Consider the following 18,103-nt stretch of genomic DNA (forward strand, 5'->3'; position numbering starts at 1 on the left):
CACCTCCAATGCCTCAATCGACGCCTTGGAGGTGGTTTTAATTGGCGTTATTTTTAATGCTATTACTGAGTTCTGATGCCGCGATGTGTCGCCGTTATACTTAAAACCTTATAGGTTGACTCTAACAAATCTACTGCCTGCAACTTTTTTTCTTTTGATAATGTTTTTAGGTCAGTAGCTCCCCGAGCCTCTTGAATAGGGTCGACATCTATGCGTGGATTTTTTGCGGTTCCTCTACCCTTCTTAAGGTTCGGTGGAGAAAAAAAGTTTCTCTTGGGAGACATGTACTGTCTTTGCATGAATTGCCTGCTCTCTGATATTAGATCATCGGCTTTTGCAAGGTTGGCGCGGCTACGCTTAATTAATTGGCCAGTGGATAGATTATTTGCTTGATCAAATGCCTTGCTCCCCATTACTAAATCGAATGTGTGATTTTTATTTATGTTGTTCATTGTTGTAACCACTGTATTTTGGAGATCGATAATTATTTTATTAGTTTGTTTTGACGTTTTCATAATCCCTAGCCCCCTTCCAAACGCTTTCACCCATTGCCACATATGCCCGGTTGGGTCTTGCCTCATCATCGGCTCATTATCACAATACGCATACGCATTAATCCCCCCCTCGCCAAACGGGCTCCAACTGTCCGGGCTATTAAAGCGCATCAATACCGGATTAAACGCTCGATAACCTTGGCCCAATAAATAATGCCCGGTCACGGGTTCGGGGCGTTCGCCGTTAAACCCTATAGCGCTCAGTAAAGCGTCGTGGACGTGATACCCAAAGGGCGTATACACCTGCGCGTGCTGAGTACCGTCGGGGCTAACGCCACTGAGTACTGAGCTTTGTTGATCAGTCGCCAACAACGTGGTGCCCACGCCGCTGCCATGCTGTTGCAAGGCTAGCGGTTGGGAGTCGGTTTCAAAAAAACGGGTTTTACGTTCGCCTTCAATTTCAGTGGCAATGCGGGTGTTGTTGTAAAAGCGTTGGACGCTGTTGGTCGTCGTGAGGCGGTTCAACGGGTCGTATCTGTATGTGCTGGCTAAGACTTTGCGCGTTTTGCTCATGCTGCACTCCGGGGGAAGTGAACGAAGGATTAAGGATCTTTCCGTTTTTTAGTGTGTATAGCCAGTAGGTCCGATAGAGCGTGGAATTATTGGGATCTAAACCACGCTATGTATTCTTTTATGGTGTTAATTTCTTGCTCCAACATGAGAAAGTCATGCCTTGCATCATCTGTGTTTGAGATTTTTTGAATGACGGATGAAGCGTCTTTCTTAGCTTTTTGAAGCTTATCTCTCTTATCGATTAGGCGGTCAAATTTATGTATGTATTTTTTATTTTCGCTATAAACTATTTTTTGGCGCATTTCTGCCTGTTTTAGGAGATCTAGGGCTTCATTTTCCGATAAACCGAAAAGTTTCGGAGGGTTTTCTAATGGGGCGGATTTTCCAGCGATTTCGTTTATAAGCCAATTGCTTTTGTCTATCTGTTCATCAATCGTTGTCGGCAGTTTCGAAACCGTTGAATGCTCTATGATTCCCAGTGATCTGAGAGCCCTTTTCATAAAATTCGGAATGTGTCCTGTAGGATCAATTTTATTCGCAGGGTCATTATCACAATACGTATACGCATTAATCCCTCCCTTGCCAAATGGGCTCAAACTGTCGGGGCTGTTAAAGCGCATCAATACCGGATTAAACGCTCGATACCCTTGGCCCAATAAATAATGCCCCGTCACGGGTTCGGGTCGTTCGCCGTTAAAACCCATTACGCTGAGCAAAGCGTCGTTGACGTGATATCCAAAGGGCGTATACACCTGCGCGTGCTGAGTACCGTCGGGGCTAACGCCACTGAGTACTGAGCTTTGTTGATCAGTCGCCAACAACGTGGTGCTCACGCCGCTGCCATGCTGTTGCAAGGCTAGCGGTTGGGAGTCGGTTTCAAAAAAACGGGTTTTACGTTCGCCTTCAATTTCAGTGGCAATGCGCTCATCTTGATAAAACCGACGCGTGGCGTTGCGGGTGGTCAGGCGGTCCAGTGCATCGTACTGGTAAGTGCCTTCAAGCGTGGGGGGTGATGTTTTCATCGTGAATGCCGAATCAGTGGTTGGATACGATTCAAGCATCCATACGTATTCGGGGGGTGTATAGCTAGCAGAAGTGATAGGTCAGCAGCGCCCGTTGCCGGGCACTGCCTGAGTCACGGCCTGTCTTGACTCAGGTTGACACGTGCAAACGCCGGCCCAGTACGTCCAGCAGGTCGCAGCCGTCGCGCAGCAAGAGGGCGCAGGCGTGGGTGAGGTGTTTGAGGTCGACGCTGTCAGCGTCGTTGAGTTCGAGCCGGTCAAGGCTTTCGAGCGCCTGGGTGACGGCCAGAATGCGCGCCGCCGCGTTGGCATGCAGGACGTCGGGCGGGCTTTGGGTGTCTATCAGCAGGCTGGGGATCAGGCAGTCGATGGCGGTCAGCGGGATGTAGTGGTTCATGGACAATGCTCTTTGTGTGTTTGATAAAACTCCCACCTAGCCGTCGCCAAACGAATAGGTGGCAGCTGCGCGCAGGTTGGCGAACCGGAAACACACCACCGGCAGACCCGAAGGTCTCCCACGCGCAGCTGCCATAAAGCAGCTTTGCGGGTGCAAAAAGTCCTGCAATTAAACAAGAGTTTTCGCATGGTGGTAGTCAGGTCGCCAAACCCGGTCGTCATGAGGACGACCGGCGGACTATAAGCCGCTGGCCCGCAACCGGCAAACCTCAATTGCTGTAGGCCGTAGCGCTTTTGCATTAAGCTTGCCGTCCGTTGGACCGGCGACGGGCGTTGGGAACAACGGCCGGGGCGGCAGGTCTTACACACGGTTTCACTGCTCCGCCGGGAGTGGTCTTTGGCTTTTAAGAGGTGGACGCAATGAAGAAGTTGAGCGCCGTAGCACTGGCAACATGGATGACCGTGGCCGCGAGCCCGGTGTTTGCAGGGGGCTTTAGCCTGAACGATGCCGCCGGCATTTTGAATCAGGTTCAGGGCGGCAACAGCGCGAAGTCCGACCAGACCGTTCAGGCCTTGGCCCTGCTGAATAAAGCCCAACAGATGGGTGTTAAGCCTGAGCAGGCAGCCGGTGGCGTGGGCGCGATGTTGAGCCTGGCCAAAAACCAGCTCACCACCAATGATTACGCAGCCTTGACGCAGCAAGTGCCGGGCATCAACAAAGTCACCGGGGCCGGTGCCTTGACCCAACTGAGCCAGTTCAGCGCCAAGAACCCGCAGCTTCAGGCCCTCGTGGGGCAGATCAACCCGGTCAGCAAAGATGCCAAAGTGGCAGTGAGCAACGTGACGAATCAGTCGCAGCTCAACAGCGCGTTCGAAGCGCTGGGCATGAACAGCAGCCTGATTCAGGAGTTCGCGCCGTTGATCACTCAGTACTTGGGCCAACAGGGCGTAGCCAGCCCGCTGTTGACCACGTTGAGTACGCTGTGGGGCGCTTAAAGGTCAGTTGCGCTCGGCACGCAAGGTGCTGATGCGCTGGTCCTTCTTGATCCAGAGCTGGTTGACCCAGCTCTGGACAACCTCACGAAACACCGGGTCGTTTTCGTAATCACCCTGCCACAACGCCGGATCCAGCTCACGGGTCTGGATGTCGACAATCACTTTGGGCACTTGCCCGCTGATCAACTCCCAAAACCCCGGAATTCTGGCCTGTGGGTACACCACGGTCACGTCGAGTACGGCATCCAGTTGTTCACCCATCGCCGCCAGCACAAACGCCACGCCGCCCGCCTTGGGCTTGAGCAGGTAGGTGTAGGGCGAGTGTTGCAGCGCGCTTTTGGCCGGGGTGAAGCGCGTGCCTTCCAAGTAGTTGACCACCGTCACTGGCTGGCGCTTGAACAGTTTGCAGGCGGCGCGGGTGATTTTCAGGTCTTGCCCTTTGAGCTCGGGGTGCTTGGCCAGGAACGCTTTGCAATAGCGCTTCATGAACGGGTAATCGAGCGCCCACCAGGCCAGCCCGAGAAACGGCACCCAGATCAGTTCCTTCTTTAAAAAGAATTTGAAGAACGGCGTGCGGCGATTCAGGCCCTGCATCAACGCCGGGATGTCGACCCACGATTGGTGGTTGCTGATGACCAGATAAGAGGTGTCGCGGCTCAAACCCTCGGCGCCGCGGATGTCCCAGTGCGTGGGCAGGCACAGGGCAAAAATGCGCTTGTCGATGTCGGACCACGTTTCGGCGATCCACATGACCGCCCGCGAGTTGTAATCGCGCAGACGCCCCGGCGAGATCAGCTTGAGCAGGGCAAACAGCATCAGCGGACCAAATAAAACCAGGGTGTTGCACAGCAGCAATAACGTGACCAAACAGCCGGTGAGCAGGCGGCGCATAAGCGACTCTTGACGATGTGAGGGTCGTCAATGATAAGCAGCACGCCATAGAACGCCAAATTGGAGTGTGGACAAATGTTTCACAGGCGATGAAATAAGCTGCGCGCACACCTGAACACGTGCCGCCCAAACGCGCTGCGTGCGATCACCAGCGACCACGCCCAACGACCGGATGCCCTTTGCCCGCGGGAACCAAGGCGCAAACCGGGGTCTAACCCGCAACCTCTACAGGAAACTGCCACCATGAAATCCGTTTTCGTTTTGTTGTCCGTTCTGGCTTTGCCGGTGATGGCGGCCGAGCCCACGCTGTACGGGCGTTATGAATACATCAAGCTCCCGGAAATCGGTGAAACCTTGCAGGCCAAGATGGACACGGGCGCGCTGACGGCGTCGTTGTCGGCCAAGAACATCGAAACCTTCACCCGCGATGGCGAGTCATGGGTGCGTTTCCAGCTCGCGACCAAAGGCGCGAGCGACAAGGTGTACGAGCACAAAGTGGCGCGCATCAGCAAAATCAAAAACCGCGCCGATGAAGACGACGATAAGCAAGAGCCCGCGAGCGCCAAGCGCCCGGTGGTTGACCTTGAAATGTGCCTGGGTAGTGTCAAGCGCACCGTGGAGGTCAACCTGACCGACCGCAGCAGTTTCAACTACCCGCTGCTGATCGGCGCCAAGGCCCTGCGTGAGTTCGGCGCGGCGGTCAACCCGGCTCGCCGGTATACGGCGGACAAGCCGGGGTGTTAAGGGGGCGTCACTCTTGATCTAATTCTTTCGGATAACGGCAGCTACTTTAGGGGCTGTGCTGGTGCGGGGAGCGAGTACCCAGGAGTTTCCTTCCAATGTCACGGGCCCACGCAAAATGTTTTCAGCTTCACTTTTTCCTACGCGTATTATCCAATCTTTATTTTTGGGGTTAGGTACGAAACCCGTTCTATTAACGGGTTGAGTCGAGGTAAGTGTCCAGGTTCCCTCTTTGAGTTCCACGCGGCCACCTAAGTTTTTTCTGGCGGTAGCGGGCGATACATGGCTTATTCTGCCTGGATCTAACGGTTCCACAACCCAGCCCTTCTGTTCAGTGGGTTGCGTAGGCTGTCTTGAGTGGGGGCTATTTGTTTGAGGAGAACGCGAGGGACCCGATTGTTTGGGCTGCACGTTATTCTGGTTGGGGAGAACTGATAAGTTTTTTTGCGACCCCGGTGTACGGGGGGTGCGGTGAAATAGGCGTCTTAGCCATTTCCAAGGCATGTGCCCGGTCGGGTCCTCCCGGTTCACCGGATCGCCCGCACAATAGGCATACGCATTAATCCCACCCTCACCAAACGGGCTCCAACTGTCGGGGCTGTTAAAACGCATCAGAACCGGGTTAAACGCCCGGTAGCCATTACCGAGTAAGTAATACCCGGTGAACGGGTCAAAGCGTTCGCCATTAAAGCCGAGCAGCTGTGGGGTATCAGCTTCTTGCAGATGATGGCCATAGGGTGTGTAGGCGATTAAATGTTGTTGGCTGTTGTTCAATACAGTTAGCGTTGATCGATTTTCTTCACCTGCAATAAGTAATGCCTTAGGCGTGCCGTTCTGGTGTACCTGATAACTCAATACAGCCTCTTCACATTCGAAGATCCGAAGCCCTACGTTACCTCGGTGCTCAGTTGCGACACGGTCTCGACAATAGAACAGCTGGGTATTATCTGCGTTCGCGCCTTGACTGATTACGTGGCGGTCCAGCGGGTCGTACGCATAGCTGTGAGTCTGTGTCTTCTTTTTTTTTGACATGGCGTTAACCCTTTTCTCATTTCACCGGTTCAGGTGATTAATAAAGGTCTAACGGGCAGGCGGATACTCTCAGAACGAATAGGTTTTAGACCGCTCATCGGACAGCGCGCTATTCACCGCTTAAGCAACCCGCGCGCGCTGATCCACACCGGTATGCCCAGGCCGATCCAGCTCAGGGCATCCCACGCGCCGTCGTCCAGCAACGCGCTGAACAGGCCCATGGCGCTGAGCAGGCCGATGGCCAGCGGGATGGAGAAGACTTTCCAGAAACTCGACTGACGCGGTTTCATCACGTGTTCTCCTTCGCGGCGGTGCGCCGAACCCACCATAAATACAGGCCGCTGCCGAGCACGATGAGGGTCAATACGTCGAGCGCTGCCCAGATGATTTTCATCGGCATGCCGCCGTAGTCCCCGAAGTGCAAAGGCTGGGACATGCCCATGGCGTCCATGTACCACGGTCGCGTGCCCACGGCCGTTACCTGCAGGGTGCTGGCGTCGATCAACACCGGCGTGAGCAAGTGCGAGGTCAGGTGCGTGCTGCCTTTCATGAACACCGCGTAATGGTGCTCGCTGGAAAAACGCGTGCCGGGGAAGGCGATGAAGTCCGGGCGCATGCCGGGGGCGGCGGTGGCGGCGATGTCCAGCAGGTGCGTGGCCGGTGCCAGTTGGGTCAACGGGGGGGCGTTGCGGTACGGCTCGACCATGGCCGTGAGGCTGTCGGTGCGCCAGGCGGCAATGATCAAGTCGGCGCAGGCGCTGATCACGCCTGTGACGCCGACCACCAAGGCCCAGGTCAGCGTCACGACGCCAATCAGGTTGTGCAGATCGAGCCAGCGCAGGCGTGTGGATTTGTCGGTGCGCACGGTGGCGAAGGTGTGTCGGCGCATGAACGGCAGGTACAACACCGCGCCCGAGACAATCGCCAGCACGAACAGAATGCCCATGAAGGCCAGCAACAGCTTGCCCGGCAGTCCGGCGAACATGTCCACGTGCAGGCGCAACATGACCATCATCAGGCCGCCATTGGCCGACGGCATTTCCAGGGCTTCGCCGGTGCGGGCGTCGAGCATGAAGGTGTGCGAGGCATTGGGCTCGGTGCCTGCCGTGGCGGCCATGATGGCGATCACCGCGTTGGGTTCGTCGTCTTCAGTGCCGAAGTACTGCATGACCTCGCCGGGCCGATGTGCCTCGGCGGCCTTGACCAGTTGTTGCAGGTTCAGGCGCGGTGTATCGGCGGGCATCTCTCGAAGCTGCGGGCTGTCACCCAGCAGGTGATCGATTTCATGATGAAAAATCAGCGGCAAACCGGTCAGCGCCAGCAACAGCAAAAACGCGGTGCAAATCAGGCTGGTCCACGTGTGGATAAAGGACCAGCGACGGATGGTTTTGCTTTTCATGACATTCCAAAAATGACGCAGGCTGCGAGGGATGGGTTGTGGTTCCGATATAAAAATTGCTGAACAACCTTTCGCAGCCTGCGGCAGCGATTACAAGTGGTTACCACTTGTAATTAACGCTGGCGAGTATGCTTCGGCGATCACCGTAATAACAGTAGAATCCATCACAGGTAGAGATGTATTCCTTATTAAAAACGTTATTAGCATTGAGAGAAAACGATGCTCCGTTGAGGCTTTTGTTCAACTTCCCCAAGTCGTAATGGACGGCTGCGTCGTAGACAGTGTAAGCCTTACTATGGCCGTAGGACTTGTCTGGAACAAACGCCATGCTCCCTATAGCAATGTTGTCTGTTTCACCAATGTAACGAGCGCCGAAGCCGACGCCAAAGCCCTCGAGCACGCCGTTATGCCACGTGTAATCGGCCCAAAGGGAGGCTTGATGTTCTGGAGTAAGTGGCAATGGACGATTTTTGTCCATCGGATCGCCTACTTTGGTCATTTTGCTATTGGCATAGGTGTAAGCAGCCGTCAGCTTTAAGTTTTCGGTCACTTTACCTACAGCTTCTAACTCCAGTCCTCGCACGTTTGCCTCCCCCAGAGGACGGCTGACGCCAAGAGTGTCATTTAGCACAATATTCTTGCGAGTCAGGTCATAGACCGCGGCTGTGAACAGCATTTCGCTGCCGGGAGGCTGATATTTGATGCCTAACTCATATTGTTTGCCGGTACCGGGTTTGAACGCCTTGCCCTGAAATCCCCCTGCTTCAGCCTGAAATGACTCGGCATATGACACATAAGGCGTAAAACCTGAGTCGAACACGTAACTGAGTGCGGCGTTGCCCGTAAATGCACTATCATCGCGTTTGTCTTGGGCATTGCTATAGTTATAAAAAATTGTGTTGGTATGCAGCCAGTCCTGACGGCCACCCAAGGTTAAACGCCAATTATCTAAAGCCATCTGATCTTGCAGATAAAGACCCGTGTCACGGGTTTTTTGGTTGTAATCGTTATAAGCCGTGAACTGGACGTTGCTGAAGTCTTGCCCGTAGATAGGATTAGTGATGTTGCTGGTCGGCGCAGTTCCGTAATCCCACTTGTAATTAGTGTTGATGCGTTGATGATCCAGCCCGATCAGCAGTGTGTGCTTGATTAGCCCGGTATTGAAATCAGCCTGAAAGTTGTTGTCCACAGCAAATTGGCTAATATCCTCATCAACCACATTCGCCCCGCGCTGTAATGTTCCATCGTCCGCCACAGAACCATAAAAACCGCCAGCCGTTATGCCCTGAAAAGCTAAATCACTTTTGGTGTAGCGCACATTTTGTCGAAACTGCCACACGTCATTAAAGTTGTGTTCCAACGCATAGCCCAAGGCGTAATAAGTTTTGTCATAGAATTCCCACGTCGGATCACCCAAGTTCTTGTGATATTTCACTTGGCCAGCGGGTGTGGCTACTTGAGTCCCTTGCAATGGCAGGAATTGGCTGGTGATACCGGTATCGTCACGATTGAACTGGCTGAGGAATGTCAGCTTTGTGTCTTCATTGATATTCCAAGTCAGGCTGGGCGCGATGTTGTATCGTTTGTCTTCGTTATGCTCAATGGTCGTGTTGCTGTCTCGTACTACACCGCTGACGCGATACAGAAAACGGCCTTCATCATCGATTGGACCCGTAGTGTCAAAACTGATTTGCTTACGTTGATAGCTGCCGATTTGAACTTGGAGCTCATGAGCCGGAGCGTCTTCAGGACGACGGCTGACCATGTCGAGCAGCCCTCCAGCCGGCGTCTGGCCATAAACCGAAGACGCTGGCCCGCGCAAAAGCGCTACACGTTCCAAGTCCCAGGTTTCCAGTTTTGGCATGGCATATGTGCCTTTTGGTAAAGGCAACCCATCAAGGAACTGGGTCGGTTCAAACCCGCGTACCTTTAACCACTCTGCACGGCTATCGCTACCATAACTACTTGCAGTAACTCCCGGCATGTAACGCACTGCATCGTCAAGGTTTTGCACTGCCCTGTCTTGCATCTGACTGCGTGTGGCGATCGATATTGAGCGCGGGGCTTCACGCAGGGCAGTGTCTGTCTTTGTTCCTGAGGCCGTACGTTGGGCAAGATATCCACTTGTTGGCCCCCAAGCCGTTTCGTAGCCTCCTTGACCTGAAATCGTAGTGGCATCAAGGGCTAACGTACCTTGGGGGAGTTCTATCAGGGTAAAACTGCCGTTAATGCCGGGCACCAACTGCAAACCGCTGCCCTGTAACGCCTCGCGCAGCGCCGTGGTCGGCTCGAACTGGCCGTTGACCGGCGCCGAGGTTTTGCCTGCCAGCAAGGACGAGTCGATGGCCAGCGTGATCCCCGCCTGACTGGCGATCTGGTTCAGGGTCGAGGCCAGTGGGCCGGCGGGCAGGTTATAGCTGCGGGCGGTCGTGCTGTGTTCGGCGGCCATCAGCACGCTGCTGGTCAACGGGACGCTGAACGCAATGGCGACGGCTAGCAGGCTGGGGCGCAACAACGTGTCGAGGGTACGGGACATTCGGCAGATTCCTGAATGGAAATGTTTCTCAATGCCTCTATGCCGAACGAGTCTGGAAAAGTGATAGGGCTAAGTGAAATAAATATGCAGGCGGGGGCGTGCGCAGCCGTAAACGCTGGCGCAGGCAGTACAGCACCTGCGCCAGCGGATGTGCCTATGGTTTAAGCGCGAGGTCGGCCCGCAGGTCAAGGGCGTTTTGGGTCGGGCCAGTTATTTGAGCCCGTAAGGCAGCGCGGTGCCGGTGTCCAGGGTGAGCAACAGCGCGCACGCGCTTAGCCCCCGGTGCGAAACACGCTCGAACGCGGGGCGCCAGGGCGGTAGCCGTTACCCGATCACCGGGCTTCCGGTTTTCCGCTGACCGTGACCCACCACGGGGTGCGTTGGGTGATTTGCACCGGCAGGGTCGGCAGCAGTGCATTGAGTGCCAGTTCAATGTTGTTTAACGGGAAGCTGCCGGTGATGCGCAGGTCAGCGACGTCCGGGTCAACCCCCAGGTGGCCGCGCCGGTAGCGGTTGAGCTCGCTGACCATGTCGCTCAGGCGTACGTTGTCGAGCACCAGCATCCCGCGGGTCCAGGCGTCTGCGCCGGGGTTGAGCGCCAGCCGCTGGCCCAGACCGTCGCGGTGCATCACCACTTGCTGGCCTTCGGCGTAGACAGTCTCGTCGGCGGTGTGTTCGGGGTGCGCAGCCACTCGCGATTGCAGGACGCTGAGGCGGGTGCCGTCGTCTTCGCGCTTGACCATAAACCGGGTGCCCAGGGCGCGCAGGCTGCCATCTCGTGTTTTGACGATAAACGGGCGGGCGTCGTTGTGGCCGGTTTGCACCATGATTTCACCCTCGTACAGCACGATCAGGCGCGTGGTTTCGTCAAACCGCACGTCCACCGCGCTGTGGGTGTTGAGGTTGAGCAGGGTGCCGTCGGCGAGTGTTACCACGCGTTGCTCGCCCGTGGCGGTGCGTTGATCGGCCATCCAGTAATCCATCGGCAGGTGGTTTTTGCCCACCAGTAAGGTCAACCCGATCACCAGCGCAAGGCTGGCCAGCCCGCTGCCGATTTTGCGCATCCGGTGGTGGGCGCTGTCACGGGCCTTGAGCAAGGCATTGCGCGCCGGGACGCTGGCGGTGCTGAAACGGTGGTCGAGCATGCCCAACTGCAGCCATGCGCGGGCGTGTTCTTCACTGGCGGCGTACCACTTGGCGAATTCGGCCTGTTCAACCTCACTGCCGTTGCCGCAGTCCAGGCATAACTGCCAGGCAATGGCGGCGTCGAGCACGCGAGCGGACACCGGTTTGCTGTTGGCCTGGCTCATGTCGGTTCGCCATACAGCGCGATGTAGCACTGGCGAATGCCTTGGGCCAGGTACTGGCGCACCCGGGGCACCGACACGCCCAGGCGCTCAGCGATGTCGGCGTGGGTCAGGCCGTCGAGGCGGCTGTACAAGAAGGCGGCGCGGGACTTGCTCGACAGCTTGCCCAGCAAGCGATCAATGGCCTTGAGGTCTTCGAGGATCAATTGCTGTTCTTCAGGCGAAGGCTGCTCGGCTTCGGGAATCAGCCTCAATTCGTTGAGGTAGGCCTGTTCCAGTGCGGCGCGCCGGAAGTAATCGAACAGCAGGCCTTTGGCGATGGCCGCCAAAAAGGCGCGCGGCTCGCGGGGTGCTTGCAATTGGGGTCGGCCCAGCAGGCGCACAAAGGTGTCCTGGCTCAAGTCTTCAGCCCGCTGCGGGCAGGCGACATTGCGCCGCAACCACGCCAGCAGCCAGCCGCGATGGTCGCGATAAAGCGATCCAACCAGCTCACTGTGGGGATTTTGGACTGACGACAAAGGCATCACCGAATGCAAGTTTTAACTAACGATAATTATTCGCGATTGTGTCAGAGCCAAAAGCCATGCGCAATTGACGCTCATCGGATGAACGCCCTCACGCTGACCTTCGCGCAACGGGAAAGAAGAGAGGCGGCGTCAGTGCAAGCGCCCCCGACATCAGGCTTGGGCAGTGGGGTTAGAAGCTGTGCATCTGCTTGCGCCGCTGCCACTGATTGAGCCGCTGTTGCAGGGCCAAGGGGCTGTCGAGGTGTTGAGCGCGGGCGCGGCTGAACAGGATCAGCGCCAGCTCGGCGGTGGCCAGTGCATCGGCACTGGCGTTATGGCGGTCTTCAACCTGCAAGTTGAAGTGCCGGACCCAGTGGTCCAGCCCCGCATCCCGCATGTCGGCGTGCGGGCACAACAGGGGCGCCAGGGCCGCTACGTCCATGAACGGGTGCTGCAAGCGATACCCCAGGCTGTCTTTCAAGGCCCGCCCCAGCATGTGCTGGTCAAACGGGGCATGGAACGCCAGCAGCGGGCTGTCGCCCACAAACGTCATGAAGTCGAGCAGGGCATCAGCGGGGTCGCACCCGGCGGCAATCGCTTCGGGGCCCAGGCCATGCAGTAACACGCTGGGGTTCAGCGGGTTGTGGGTGCGCAGCAAAGTGCGCTCAAACGCTTGGCCCAGATCAATCGCGCCATCCTCAATCACCATGGCGCCAATCGACAGCACTTGGTCGCGGTTGAGGTTCAGCCCGCTGGTCTCCAGATCCACCACCACCCAACGCTGGCGGCGCAATGACGCCTCACCGAGCCTCGGCGCGGGCGGCAGTTGCAGCAGGCGCTGTTGCTGTTCAAGGCTCAAGACCGGGGTCTTGCGTGGCAGCAACCAGGAGAACAGGCTCATAGCTGATACCGCAGGGCCAAGCTGCTTTGCAGACGCTGGGCCTGACGCAGCGCTTCGCGCAGGATGCGTCGGTCAAGCTGGTTGAGGTTGTCCGGGTCGACGCGGTTGGAGTACGGGCGGTTTTCCCGCGTTTGCAATTGGTGCTGTTGCATACGCGTTTGCTGAATGAAGTGATACGCCTCTTCGTAGGCCGCGCCGTCCAGCGTTTCGATCACGCCGAGCGTCACCAGCTGGCGCAAACGCTCCAGCGTATTAATGGCCTCGACGCCATGGGAGAGCGCCAGTAGCCGGGCACCGTCCACAAAGGGCGTCAGGCCCTGCACTTTCAGGTCGAGGGTGGCCTTGTCGCTGCCTTTGCGTTCCAACACAAATTCGCGGAAGCGCCCCACGGGCGGGCGATGGCGCAAGGCGTTGTCGGCCATCATGCGCTGGAACAGGCGATTGTCAGCCACCTGCTCAAGGATGCCGCGCCGCAGTTGCCGGCAACCGCTTTCGTCGCCCCACACCGCGCGCAGGTCGAAATAGATGCTCGATGCCAGCAGGTTTTCGGGCGTGGCTTCGCGGATAAACGCGGCGAAGCGGCGCGCCCATTCGGCTCGGGATAAACACAGGTCGGGGTTGCCGGCCATGATGTTGCCTTTGCACAGGGTAAAACCGCAGGCCGCCAGGTGCGTGTTGATGAGCTGGGCGATGGGCAGCAAGCGCTGACGAATCTCGGCCGCCTGCGCCGCATCGGTCGCTTCGAACAGGATGCCGTTGTCCTGATCGGTGTGCAGTGTCTGCTCCCGTCGCCCTTCGCTGCCGAAGCACAGCCAGGTAAACGGCACGCCGGGGTCGCCTTTTTCGGCCAGCACCAGCTCGATGACACGGCACACGGTGTGGTCGTTGAGCAGGGTGATGATGTGGGTGATTTGGGTCGATGACGCACCGTGGGCCAGCATGCGCTCCACCAGTTGACCGATTTCGCCGCGCAGGTTGATCAGGTTGTCCAGTCGCGGGGCATGGCGAATGGTGCGCGCCAGATGCACCAGATCGACCCGTTGCAGGGAGAACAGGTCACGTTCGGACACCACGCCGCACAAGCGGTGTTCCTTGACCAGGCACACGTGGGCAATGTGGCGTTCGGTCATGGCGATGGCGGCATCGAACGCGCTGTGGTCGGGGGACAAGTAGAACGGGCCGGGCGTCATGTGCTGTTCGATGGCTTGCTCAAAATCCTGCGTCCCGTCGGCCACCACTTGGCGCAAATCGCGCAGGGTGAAAATCCCCAGCGGCGCTTTGTCCTCGTCCACCACCACGATGCTGCCCACCTGTTGTTCGTGCATCAGCCGCACGGCTTCGCGCAGGGCTGTGCCGGGCAGGCAGGTCACGGGATGGCGCATGGCCAGTTCGCCCAGGCGGGTGTTGAGCGAGTATTGCGTGCCGAGGGTTTCGACGGCCTTTTGCTGAACTTGCTGATTGACCTTGTCGAGCAGGCTGCTGACCCCGCGCAGGGCGAAGTCACGGAACTCTTCGGACAGGGCGAATAACTTGATAAACGCAGGCTTGTTTAATTGAAGACAAAACGTGTCTTCGGCCGCGCGATGCTCGGTGCGCGTGGCGCGCTCGCCCAGCAACGCGGCGAGGGGGAAACACTCGCCGGCCGTGATTTCAAACGTGGTCTCGGCCTCCTGACGCCCCACATGGGTACGTTCGCCCACCACGCGGCCCTGCTTGACAATGTAGAAGTGTTCGACCGGGCCATCGGCGGGTCGAATGATGCTTTCACCGGGGCCATAGAAGCGCAGTTGGCACTGCTCGACCAGAAACGCCAGGTGAGTGTTTTCCATTTGGTTGAAGGGCGGGAATCGCTGCAAAAACTGCATGGTGCCGTGAATGTTCTGCAACACCGCGGTTTTTCCTGCCTGGAGAAACGCATCCGATTTACTCATTGACCGTGACCGCATGTCTGACCGTTGTTGTTATGGCGGGGTCGTGCCCCCTGTCGTCTTGATGCGCTTCATGCTCGGTTGTCTGCGCTCACGTGCCCATTGGACGTAAGTCTATGGCAGGCCTTACAGGGTAATGGCCTATTAATATTTTTGAATCACCTCACAGAAAACAGGTCCGTTTATTGTGTTGCAAAACTTGGAATTACAGCTCTGCGAGTGCACATTGGGCGCAGAGCTTAGAGAAAGCTGACTGCACCGGTGGGATAAACGACTTTCACAACGCGTTTGAGAACCCTATGACCGAACACGACATCTTGAGTGACGCCGAGCGAGAGGCCCTGAGTGAGGTGATGAAAGCGCCTGCTCCGGTACAGCCTGAGCAGTGTGTATTGATTGTCGAAGACGATCAGTTTGCACGCGACCTGCTGAGTGAATTACTGCAGATGCATGGCATCCCCTCCATCAAGGCGGCCAGTGCCCGACAAGCCATTCGCGCGTTGATGACGGAAAAAACCATTGGCTTGATCCTCACCGATTTACGCATGCCCGAGCGCGACGGTTTGCACTTGGTTCGCAAGGTGCGCAGGTCGCAATGGGCCAATTTGCCGGTGATTATCATGTCGGGCGATGCCGAGGTGCGCGACACCATCGCCGCGATGCATTTGAGCGTGGTGGATTTTCTGCTCAAACCCATTGATACCGATCAGTTGCTCAACCTGATCAAGCGCGAGTTGCGCATCGAATGAACGCCCACAAAAACCCCGGCACGTGGCCGGGGTTTTTGATGACGCGCCGTTAACGCTGATTCACAGACCCTGTTTGGCCTTGAACTCGCGACGGCGACGGTGCAGCACCGGCTCGGTGTAACCGTTCGGCTGTTTAGTGCCTTCGATCACCAGTTCGACCGCCGCCTGGAAGGCGATGTTGCTGTCGAAGTCCGGGGCCAGCGGGCGGTACAGCGGGTCGTTGGCGTTCTGACGGTCAACCACCGGCGCCATGCGCTTGAGGCTGGCCATCACTTGCGCTTCGTTGACAATGCCATGACGCAGCCAGTTGGCGATGTGCTGGCTTGAAATACGCAGCGTGGCGCGGTCTTCCATCAGGCCGATGTCATTGATGTCCGGCACCTTCGAACACCCCACGCCCTGGTCGATCCAGCGCACCACGTAACCCAGGATGCCCTGCGAGTTGTTGTCCAGTTCGTTCTGGATCTGCTCGGGCGTCCACTGCGGGTTCACGGCCAGCGGGATGGTCAGAATGTCGTCCACCGACGCTTTGGCGCGCTTGGCCAGTTCGGCCTGGCGGGCGAACACGTCGACCTTGTGATAGTGCAGCGCGTGCAGGGCCGCGGCCGTCGGCGACGGCACCCAGGCGGTGTTGGCGCCTGCCAGCGGGTGAGCGATTTTCTGTTCCAGCATGGCGGCCATCAGGTCCGGCATGGCCCACATGCCTTTACCGATTTGGGCGCGGCCTTGCAGGCCTGTGCTCAAGCCGACATCGACGTTGTTGTTCTCGTAGGCCGAGATCCACTTCTCGGCTTTCATGTCAGCCTTGCGCACGACCGGGCCGGCTTCCATCGAGGTATGAATTTCGTCGCCAGTGCGGTCCAGGAAGCCGGTGTTGATGAACACCACGCGCTCGCTGGCAGCCTTGATGCAGGCCTTGAGGTTGACCGTGGTGCGGCGCTCCTCGTCCATGATCCCGACTTTGAGGGTGTTGCGCGGCAGGTTCAGGACTTCTTCGATACGGCCGAACAGCTCGTTGGTGAACGCGGCTTCTTCGGCACCGTGCATTTTGGGTTTCACGATGTAAACCGAACCGGTGCGGCTGTTGCTGCGCGAGGTGTTGCCGTTGAGGCTGTGGATCGCCGCGAGGCTTGTGATCAGGCCGTCGAGGATGCCTTCTGGCACTTCGTTGCCGTTTTTGTCGAGGATCGCGTCGATGGTCATCAAGTGACCCACGTTGCGCACGAACAACAGCGAGCGGCCATGCAGGTTCACGGTGCCGCCGTTGGGGGCGGTGTATTCGCGGTCCGGGTTCATGGTGCGGGTGAAGGTCTGGCCGCCCTTGGACACTTGCTCGCTGAGGTCGCCTTTCATCAGGCCCAGCCAGTTGCGGTAGATCACCACTTTGTCGTCGGCATCGACGGCGGCCACGGAGTCTTCGCAGTCCATGATGGTGGTCAGCGCGGCTTCCATCAGGACGTCTTTGACGCCCGCGGCATCGGTCTGGCCGACGGGGCTTGAGGCGTCGATCTGGATTTCAAAGTGCAGGCCGTTGTGCTTGAGCAGCACGGCGGTCGGTGCGGCGGCTTCGCCGTGGTAGCCGATCAGTTGCGCCGCGTCGCGCAGGCCGCTGCTGGCACCGCCCTTGAGGGCCACGCGCAGTGCGCCATTGACCACCGCGTAACCCAGCGAGTCCACGTGGGAGCCATTGGCCAGCGGTGCGGCTTCGTCGAGGAAGGCGCGGGCGAAGGCAATTACCTTGTCGCCACGTACCTTGTTGTAGCCTTTGCCCTTTTCGGCGCCATCGGCTTCGCTGATGGCATCGGTGCCGTACAGCGCGTCATACAGTGAACCCCAGCGGGCGTTCGACGCGTTGAGGGCAAAGCGCGCATTCATCACGGGCACCACCAACTGCGGGCCGGCCATGCGAGCGATTTCGTCATCGACGTTTTGCGTCGTTGCCTGGAAATCCGCGGCTTCTGGCTGCAGATACCCAATGTCTTGGAGGAAGGCTTTATAAGCCACGGCGTCATGGGCCTTGCCGGCCTGAGCCTGGTGCCAGGCGTCGATGCGCGCCTGCAAATCATCGCGTTTGGCGAGCAGTGCTTTGTTCTTGGGTGCCAGGTCGTGAATAACCTTGTCGGCACCGGCCCAGAACTGGTCGGCATTCAGACCGGTACCGGGGATAGCTTCGTTGTTTACGAAGTCGAACAGGACTTTGGCGACCTGCAGGCCACCGACGTGAACGTGTTCAGTCATTGCTTGCCTCACTCATTTTTATTTAAAGCCTGGAGCGCTTCTCAAAACACCGCGTGGCTCATGCTTGCGGGGTTGTACGGGGTATTGCAGACGCTTTGGCGAACCGTGTTACGAATTATGTAGTGCTCGCCGAGGCATACTACATGATCAATTGCAGATGTGAAAATCAGACTAATCACGTCGTTCCACGACCATTTTTAAGGGTCTGGTCATGTAGAAGAACAGGATGTTCTCAAGAAACACACAGGTTGTTCCAGATAATTCTAAAAACAGTACACAATTTAATGTGCAAACCCTGTGTTCGCGCCACTGTCGTTCGCGCTCCGCACGTGTAAACAGCCGCTGCGCAGCCAACTGTAGTCGGCCAGGCGGATGGCGCACGGTTGCCTATACT

The 18,103-nt window shown here is 57.4% G+C and carries 16 protein-coding genes; 3 read left to right on the forward strand and 13 right to left on the reverse strand.

The genetic code is table 11. From position 1 onward, the window contains the following. Positions 1-62 precede the first annotated feature (62 nt). The 3 genes from V6F78_RS09180 to V6F78_RS09190 form a co-directional block, all read right to left on the reverse strand. Positions 63-1,067, reverse strand: coding sequence for an RHS repeat-associated core domain-containing protein (locus tag V6F78_RS09180; RefSeq protein ID WP_332726999.1), 1,005 nt, complete (start codon positions 1,065-1,067; stop codon positions 63-65). A gap of 86 nt (positions 1,068-1,153) precedes the next feature. Then, positions 1,154-2,089, reverse strand: a complete 936-nt coding sequence (locus V6F78_RS09185; RefSeq protein WP_332727000.1) for an RHS repeat-associated core domain-containing protein — start codon at positions 2,087-2,089, stop codon at positions 1,154-1,156. Between the two features lie 130 nt (positions 2,090-2,219). Further along, complete coding sequence (locus V6F78_RS09190) at positions 2,220-2,486, reverse strand: hypothetical protein (RefSeq protein ID WP_047295964.1); 267 nt, start codon at positions 2,484-2,486, stop codon at positions 2,220-2,222. A 419-nt stretch (positions 2,487-2,905) separates the two neighbouring features. Between V6F78_RS09190 and V6F78_RS09195 the strand changes: the two genes are divergently transcribed. Next, the gene (locus V6F78_RS09195) at positions 2,906-3,481 is read left to right on the forward strand and encodes a DUF2780 domain-containing protein (RefSeq protein ID WP_047279354.1); all 576 of its coding nucleotides are present in this window, start codon (positions 2,906-2,908) and stop codon (positions 3,479-3,481) included. Between the two features lie 3 nt (positions 3,482-3,484). On the opposite strand, the gene V6F78_RS09200 is transcribed toward V6F78_RS09195, so the two are convergent. Then, on the reverse strand, positions 3,485-4,372 hold the full coding sequence (locus V6F78_RS09200) for an acyltransferase (protein WP_332727002.1): 888 nt from the start codon (positions 4,370-4,372) through the stop codon (positions 3,485-3,487). A gap of 243 nt (positions 4,373-4,615) precedes the next feature. Here V6F78_RS09200 and rloA2 point away from each other — a divergent pair, with 243 nt between their 5' ends. Beyond that, positions 4,616-5,116: a retropepsin-like aspartic peptidase RloA2 gene (gene rloA2, locus V6F78_RS09205; protein WP_047295960.1), complete on the forward strand. Its 501-nt coding sequence runs from the start codon at positions 4,616-4,618 to the stop codon at positions 5,114-5,116. A gap of 18 nt (positions 5,117-5,134) precedes the next feature. Here the strand turns inward: rloA2 and V6F78_RS09210 are convergent, their stop codons facing one another. From V6F78_RS09210 to V6F78_RS09245, 8 genes are all read right to left on the reverse strand, one after another. Continuing rightward, positions 5,135-6,145 (reverse strand): RHS repeat-associated core domain-containing protein, encoded by a 1,011-nt coding sequence (locus V6F78_RS09210; protein WP_332727004.1) that lies wholly within the window; start codon positions 6,143-6,145, stop codon positions 5,135-5,137. A 113-nt stretch (positions 6,146-6,258) separates the two neighbouring features. After that, positions 6,259-6,435 (reverse strand): hypothetical protein, encoded by a 177-nt coding sequence (locus tag V6F78_RS09215; RefSeq protein WP_099421585.1) that lies wholly within the window; start codon positions 6,433-6,435, stop codon positions 6,259-6,261. Beyond that, a complete protein-coding gene (locus V6F78_RS09220) occupies positions 6,435-7,544 on the reverse strand; it encodes a PepSY-associated TM helix domain-containing protein (RefSeq protein WP_332727006.1) in 1,110 nt (369 codons plus the stop codon). Before V6F78_RS09220 ends, V6F78_RS09215 begins: the two co-directional genes overlap by 1 nt. 100 nt (positions 7,545-7,644) lie before the next feature. Next, positions 7,645-10,080, reverse strand: coding sequence for a TonB-dependent siderophore receptor (locus V6F78_RS09225; protein ID WP_332727007.1), 2,436 nt, complete (start codon positions 10,078-10,080; stop codon positions 7,645-7,647). A gap of 332 nt (positions 10,081-10,412) precedes the next feature. Next, positions 10,413-11,390 (reverse strand): FecR family protein, encoded by a 978-nt coding sequence (locus tag V6F78_RS09230; protein WP_332727009.1) that lies wholly within the window; start codon positions 11,388-11,390, stop codon positions 10,413-10,415. Further along, the gene (locus V6F78_RS09235) at positions 11,387-11,911 is read right to left on the reverse strand and encodes an RNA polymerase sigma factor (RefSeq protein WP_162199706.1); all 525 of its coding nucleotides are present in this window, start codon (positions 11,909-11,911) and stop codon (positions 11,387-11,389) included. The genes V6F78_RS09230 and V6F78_RS09235 overlap by 4 nt, the downstream gene beginning before the upstream one ends. Before the next feature lie 172 nt (positions 11,912-12,083). Then, positions 12,084-12,794 carry a 3'-5' exonuclease gene (locus tag V6F78_RS09240; RefSeq protein WP_332727011.1) on the reverse strand — a complete coding sequence of 237 codons (711 nt, stop codon included), beginning with the start codon at positions 12,792-12,794 and terminating at the stop codon, positions 12,084-12,086. Continuing rightward, positions 12,791-14,725, reverse strand: coding sequence for a putative nucleotidyltransferase substrate binding domain-containing protein (locus tag V6F78_RS09245; RefSeq protein WP_169858355.1), 1,935 nt, complete (start codon positions 14,723-14,725; stop codon positions 12,791-12,793). Before V6F78_RS09245 ends, V6F78_RS09240 begins: the two co-directional genes overlap by 4 nt. A gap of 296 nt (positions 14,726-15,021) precedes the next feature. Here V6F78_RS09245 and V6F78_RS09250 point away from each other — a divergent pair, with 296 nt between their 5' ends. Continuing rightward, on the forward strand, positions 15,022-15,471 hold the full coding sequence (locus V6F78_RS09250; protein WP_169858354.1) for a response regulator: 450 nt from the start codon (positions 15,022-15,024) through the stop codon (positions 15,469-15,471). A gap of 60 nt (positions 15,472-15,531) precedes the next feature. Here V6F78_RS09250 and V6F78_RS09255 read toward each other — a convergent pair whose 3' ends face one another. Then, positions 15,532-17,709 carry a malate synthase G gene (locus tag V6F78_RS09255; RefSeq protein WP_047295946.1) on the reverse strand — a complete coding sequence of 726 codons (2,178 nt, stop codon included), beginning with the start codon at positions 17,707-17,709 and terminating at the stop codon, positions 15,532-15,534. Positions 17,710-18,103 lie beyond the last annotated feature (394 nt).

Source organism: Pseudomonas sp. ESBL9 (assembly GCF_036668715.1).
In the GTDB taxonomy this organism is placed as follows: domain Bacteria; phylum Pseudomonadota; class Gammaproteobacteria; order Pseudomonadales; family Pseudomonadaceae; genus Aquipseudomonas; species Aquipseudomonas lundensis.

Coding starts and splice junctions, on each gene's coding strand:
- V6F78_RS09180 (WP_332726999.1), bottom strand. CDS start 1,067: ATGAGCAAAACGCGCAAAGTCTTAGCCAGCACATACAGATACGACCCG.
- V6F78_RS09185 (WP_332727000.1), bottom strand. CDS start 2,089: ATGAAAACATCACCCCCCACGCTTGAAGGCACTTACCAGTACGATGCA.
- V6F78_RS09190 (WP_047295964.1), bottom strand. CDS start 2,486: ATGAACCACTACATCCCGCTGACCGCCATCGACTGCCTGATCCCCAGC.
- V6F78_RS09195 (WP_047279354.1), top strand. CDS start 2,906: ATGAAGAAGTTGAGCGCCGTAGCACTGGCAACATGGATGACCGTGGCC.
- V6F78_RS09200 (WP_332727002.1), bottom strand. CDS start 4,372: ATGCGCCGCCTGCTCACCGGCTGTTTGGTCACGTTATTGCTGCTGTGC.
- rloA2 (WP_047295960.1), top strand. CDS start 4,616: ATGAAATCCGTTTTCGTTTTGTTGTCCGTTCTGGCTTTGCCGGTGATG.
- V6F78_RS09210 (WP_332727004.1), bottom strand. CDS start 6,145: ATGTCAAAAAAAAAGAAGACACAGACTCACAGCTATGCGTACGACCCG.
- V6F78_RS09215 (WP_099421585.1), bottom strand. CDS start 6,435: ATGAAACCGCGTCAGTCGAGTTTCTGGAAAGTCTTCTCCATCCCGCTG.
- V6F78_RS09220 (WP_332727006.1), bottom strand. CDS start 7,544: ATGAAAAGCAAAACCATCCGTCGCTGGTCCTTTATCCACACGTGGACC.
- V6F78_RS09225 (WP_332727007.1), bottom strand. CDS start 10,080: ATGTCCCGTACCCTCGACACGTTGTTGCGCCCCAGCCTGCTAGCCGTC.
- V6F78_RS09230 (WP_332727009.1), bottom strand. CDS start 11,390: ATGAGCCAGGCCAACAGCAAACCGGTGTCCGCTCGCGTGCTCGACGCC.
- V6F78_RS09235 (WP_162199706.1), bottom strand. CDS start 11,911: ATGCCTTTGTCGTCAGTCCAAAATCCCCACAGTGAGCTGGTTGGATCG.
- V6F78_RS09240 (WP_332727011.1), bottom strand. CDS start 12,794: ATGAGCCTGTTCTCCTGGTTGCTGCCACGCAAGACCCCGGTCTTGAGC.
- V6F78_RS09245 (WP_169858355.1), bottom strand. CDS start 14,725: ATGAGTAAATCGGATGCGTTTCTCCAGGCAGGAAAAACCGCGGTGTTG.
- V6F78_RS09250 (WP_169858354.1), top strand. CDS start 15,022: ATGACCGAACACGACATCTTGAGTGACGCCGAGCGAGAGGCCCTGAGT.
- V6F78_RS09255 (WP_047295946.1), bottom strand. CDS start 17,709: ATGACTGAACACGTTCACGTCGGTGGCCTGCAGGTCGCCAAAGTCCTG.